General features: G+C 68.4%; 4 protein-coding genes. All 4 read right to left on the reverse strand.

Going from position 1 to position 5,100, the window contains the following annotated elements:
* Positions 1-1,185 (reverse strand): hypothetical protein (locus ACXJKR_RS23850; protein ID WP_457324925.1); only part of this gene is annotated, 1,185 nt, incomplete at its 3' end.
* Entirely contained in the window at positions 1,185-1,727 is a 543-nt protein-coding gene (locus ACXJKR_RS23855; protein ID WP_082532484.1) for a DUF4123 domain-containing protein, read from the reverse strand. The genes ACXJKR_RS23855 and ACXJKR_RS23850, both read right to left, overlap by 1 nt.
* Positions 1,724-4,276 (reverse strand): type VI secretion system Vgr family protein, encoded by a 2,553-nt coding sequence (locus ACXJKR_RS23860; RefSeq protein ID WP_056194113.1) that lies wholly within the window; start codon positions 4,274-4,276, stop codon positions 1,724-1,726. Before ACXJKR_RS23860 ends, ACXJKR_RS23855 begins: the two co-directional genes overlap by 4 nt.
* A gap of 247 nt (positions 4,277-4,523) precedes the next feature.
* Positions 4,524-5,100: AAA family ATPase (locus ACXJKR_RS23865; protein WP_457324926.1), on the reverse strand; the 577-nt coding region annotated here is incomplete at its 5' end.

A 5,100-nucleotide genomic window follows, 5' to 3' on the forward strand; every position in this document is an offset into this window, starting at 1 on the left:
AGACCAGGCGATGAAGAGTTTTTCGAGCCCGGCGCGGCTCAACGGCTGGAGCGTCTGCCAGGCCTTCAGCCAGGCCGGTGCGGGTTCGGTATGGCCATCGGCTTCGAGATGGCAGGCGGTACCGGCCGCGTTCAGCAGCGGGGCTTCGCCTTCGACGGGCCAGGCCTGGGCGGGCAGTGCGCCATGCCTGACTTCGACAAGGCGCTGCGTGGCGGCATGCACCTGCAGGCCGAGCTCGATGCGGCCCAGTGGCGCGCCCGCGTTGCGGATGCCGCAGCTGCTGATGCTGACGCTCTGCACATCGGGCGGCTCGCCGTGGGCGATGCCGGCGGGGCCGAGCTTGGGGTCGGGCGGCGGGCTGGGCGGCGCATGCAGCGTCAAGCTCAGGCGAGCAGTGTCGGCGCCGCGCCAGGTCAGGCGGCCGGCGCCGGTTGCATGCAGCACGTCGGGATGATGGGTGTCACAGGTGGCTTCGGTGCTGACCGCGAGCTGCAGCCGCGCGCTCGCGCCTGCGCCCACGGCGCGGCTGAGCACCGGCAGCAGGCGGGGTTCTTCCAGCGGTGTGGACAAGGTTTCTGGCTGCGGCGCCCAGGGCGCCAGGTCGACGCGCCGCCAGCTGCCGTCCTGGCCCTGGTAGGCCTGCAGCGGTTTGGGCTCGGCRACGGCGAAGGTGATGGCGGCGAGATCGCAGGCCTTGGGCCGGGGCGGCGGCGGCTGGTCGAGAAAGATGGCTCGGCCGCGCGCTGCACGGCCGAGCCCCGCTTCAACGGCGGCCAGGGCCTTGTCGTAGCCGGCGGGTGTCATCGCGTCGCCGGTTGGGGCGGCCTTGGCGGCGCGGCGCACCAGTTCCTCGCGGGAGCGATGGGTGAGCTGGTGAAGGCGCAGCGTCGGGCTCAGCGTGGCGTCGGCAGCAATGGCCGCTGCCCATTCGAAGCGCGGCTTGGCCTCGAAGCCCGCGCCCCACAGGCAGCACAGCGAGGCATAACGGGCCAGCTCAGCGACATGGCGCAAGCCGATTTGCTGTCCGTGCTCCAGCGCCACGTCGATGAAGGCTGGCCAGCGGGCCTGGAGCTGTTCGGCGACCTCGGGCCAGGCGCTGCCCAGCAGTTGCAGCAGCTCGCGCGAGTCGCGCTTGAGCTGCAGGGCCTCGACTTTTTCCAGCTGATCCGCGTTGAGTTGGAGCATCAGTTCACCCGCTCCCGGGCTTGGCTGTCCAGCACGCCGTTCAGGCGCTGCCACCAGGTCCAGCGCTTCGCGGCCGGGCAGACAAGCTGCTGCCCGGCCGCGAAGAAGGCGTCGAGCTGCGACGGCGCGAGGCCGGGCAGCAGCAGGGCCAGCAGCTCGGGGTCCCACCAGCGCCAGGGCCGGCGGCGGCCCTCGGGCGTGCGCACCTCCGCGAGGTCACGGCTGTGCTCGCGCATGGCGAGCAGCGGCCGGTTGGACGTCATCAGCACACCCCATCCCTCGAAGGCGGTGCAGGCTTCACCGAGCAACCAACGGGTGAGATCGGCCTCGGGTTGCAGCTCGACGATGTAGGCCGCCTGCGCGGCGGCCTCGGGCTTGAGGGCGCCGCGCTGCAGGCAGTCCCAGCCGACGGACTGCCCGGCCTGCAGCCGTTCCAGCAGGCCGGGGATGACACCACCGTCGACGACGGCATGCACGCGCCCGTCCGGCCGGTCCCACAGTGCTGATCGGATCTGGGCCGTGGCCAGAGCGGCAGCGTTCAAGCCGGCCCTCCGCCGCCCTCGGGACCTGCGGCGTCGTCGGGAGGTGGCGCGGCTGCGTCGGCGTTCTTGGCGTCGTCCTCGTTGTCCTCCGCCCCGCCTCCGCCGCCGGCCGCGGCCGCGGCCAAGGCAGCCGCTGCGGCGCCTCCTGCGGCGAGGGCGGCGGCAGCGCCGGCGAGGGCGGCAGCGCGGATCTTGGCCGCACGGGCCGCAGCGGCGGCGGCGGCCGCGGCGGCTTCAGCGGCGGCCTTGGCCGCTGCTGCGGCGTCCGCGCTCGCATTGGCCGCGGCGGCGGTGTTTGGCGCCTCTTGGCCGACGGTCAAGGGGTCTTCAAAAAGCTTGTCGTAGTCCGTGGCCTTGGCGGACGTCAGCAGTTCCTGGTTCATGGCGTCTTCCGGCGCCTTGGGCTCGGCCGCGGCCGCGCTCTCGGCTGCGCCGGCGGAGCCGCCGCCACCGCCACAGTTGACCTTGACGAGGGGGCCGTCGATGGTGACGCCCGCCGGGCCCAGCGTGATGACCGAGCCGCCGCAGACGATCTTGATGCCGGCCGTGGCCTCCAGCACGATCTCGGCGCTGCCCTTGGCCTTGATGTTGACGGCTTGCATCAACAGGTCGGCTGTGGCCTTCAGCGACAGCTTGGCACCGGCCTCGCCGACCAGGTTGCCGGTCGTCTTGAAGTTGCCCGCGCCGCCGCTTTGCAGGTTGATGTCGCCGCCGGCCTTGACGGCCGTCTTGCCGGTGACGTCAAGCCCGTAGTCGGCACCGACCTTGGCGTTGAAGTCTTTCTCAAGCTTGAGCTGGTAGGTGGCCGCACCCGTGGTGAAGATGTCACCGGCGACCTTGGTGTGCAAGTCCTTGCCGAGGTCGTGCATGACGTCCTTGCCGACGTTGACATACCAGTTCTCGCCGACGACCTCCTTGCGCGTGAGCTTGACCTTCTTGGTCTCGTTCATCTCGATCCAGTCGAAGGCGTCTTCCTTCACGTGGCGATGGAAGTTCTTCTGCGACTGCAGCCAGACGTATTCCTTGCCCGTCTTGTCGTCGAAACGCAGTTCGTGGCGGGCGTCGGCCGCGCCGTTCTTGGTCGAGTGGGTGCGCCAGCCGCTGATGTCGGAATTGGCGGGCAGGGGATAGATGGGCGTGTTGATGTCGTTGTGCACCGAGCCCGTGATGAGGGGTCGGTCGGGGTCGCCGCCGATGAAGCTGACGACCACCTCGTGGCCGACGCGCGGGATCATCCACAGCCCCATGCCCTTGCCCGCCCAGGGCTGGGACAGGCGCACGAAGCAGGAGCTGTTTTCGTTGTTCTCGCCCAGGCGGTCCCAGTGGAACTGCACCTTGATGCGGCCGTGCTTGTCGGTCTCCACCTCGTTGCCCGAGGCGCCGACGACGATGGCCGTCTGCGGCCCGTACATGATGGGCCGCGGCGTGCGGCGCTGCGGGCGGAAGGCATTGCCGCCCGTGCTGATGCACATGAGATTGGCGATCACGCCGTCGCGGCGGCGCGGCAGGGACCTGAGATCGTCGATGGCCTCGTGGTCGGCGAACTCGGCGTGGAAATTCATGCCGACGATCAGGTAGCTGTCGTCGTCGGCCGCATTGAGGGCGTCTTCGAGATCGAAGGTGGCGCCCACCGTGATGTCGTTGCAGTTGGTGGTGCCGGTGTAGATCTGCTGCAGCGACTGCAGCTCTTCCAGCCGCATCTTGGCGACGCGAATGGCGGCCGCTGCGGTCGGCTGCGCGTCGGGCTTGACCTGGTTTTGCACCGCACGCGCCGGGAACTCATAGACCTCGGCGTCACCGAGCTTGGCGGTCGCCGCCGTGGGCAGCGCGCTGTGCTCCTGCTGGATGGCAGACGCCGTCGCGAGGTAGTCGTAGTCGCGCACAACGGCCTTGACCGAATGCACCTCCTCGACCATCTTCCAGTCGACGAGGGTGGGCTTGGTGGCATCGAGCTTGTGGGACCATTTGACGGTCTTGTCGCCCGTCTTGGCCTTGTGCTTGCCCATCGAGTCGATCAGCACCAGGGTGTGGGTGGTGCTGGTGTGCTCGAAGAAATAGTAGATGCCGAACTCTTCCAGCAAACGGCTGACGAAGTCGAAGTCCGATTCCTGGTACTGCACGCAGTACTCGAGCGGCTTGTAGACCGCGGCGTCCTGCAGCCGCCAGGCGAAGTCGGCGCTGTAGGGCGTGAGGACGGCGGTGACGATGTCCTTCACGCTCTTGTTCTGGAACACCTTGGAGTTGCGCGTGCGCGTGGCGAACCAGGTCCAGGGCCGCATGGTGATGCGGAAGGAGTCAAAGCGGCCATGGCGTTCACCGCGCTGGACTTCGGTGATGAAACCATTGAAGTGACGCTTGGCGCCATGCTCGATGCTGACATTGGCACGCGAGCCCAGCAGGGCGTGCAGGTCGATGGACTCGCGCACGCCCAGCAGGCTGACATTGCCGACCAGGTCGACCTGCCACTCGGGCAGCGCTCCCAGTTGCTCCCGGCCCTCCATGCGCAGCACCAGCAACTTGTCACCACCGAGCTTGGTGGTGATGGACATCACACTAGACATGTGTCGGCCCCTCGTCCGATGAGTACATCGACCGGTCTTGCAGACCGCGCTGCGTCTTGCGCCGCAGCTCTTCGGCAGGCACAGCGCGCCCACTGGGCGCACCGTGTCCAGCCGAAGCCCCCGAGGGGACGGCGATGCTTGCGGCATTGAGCCACAAGCACATCGCCTGGCGGGCCGGCTTGGGAGCGGCCCRGCGCTCGGCCCGGGAAGTCACTACGGCCACCATCTGCTCGTCTCAATCAAAGGCGTAGGAGAAGTCGCCATCGGCCACGCCGAGGCTGACCTTCTGCAGCGGCTGGCCCGACGCCGTGCGCGACAGGTATTCAATCGACACCTTGGGCAGCACCGTGTTGGTCAGGATGGCGTCGATGATGCGGCCGCCCGACTCCGCGTTGTTGCAGCGCTTGACGATGAGCTCCACCGCTGCGTCGCTGTACTCGAACGGGATGCGGTGGTTCTCGGCGACGCGCTTGACGATGCGGCCGAGCTGCAGACGCACGATGCGGGCCAGCATCTCATCGCTCAGCGGGTAGTAGGGGATCGTGACGATGCGGCCCAGCAGCGCCGGCGGGAAAACCTTCTGCAGCGGCTCGGTCAGGGCCGTGGCCAGCGACTCGGGGTCGGGCAGCAGCTCGGGGTCGCGGCACATGTTCATGATGAGCTCGGAACCCACATTGCTGGTCAGCAGGATGATGGTGTTCTTGAAGTCGATCATGCGGCCTTCGCCGTCCTCCATCCAGCCCTTGTCGAAGACCTGGAAGAAGAGTTCGTGCACGTCGGGGTGGGCCTTCTCGACCTCGTCCAGCAGCACG

Source organism: Roseateles sp. P5_E11 (assembly GCF_054049355.1).

Coding starts and splice junctions, on each gene's coding strand:
- ACXJKR_RS23860 (WP_056194113.1), bottom strand. CDS start 4,276: ATGTCCATCACCACCAAGCTCGGTGGTGACAAGTTGCTGGTGCTGCGC.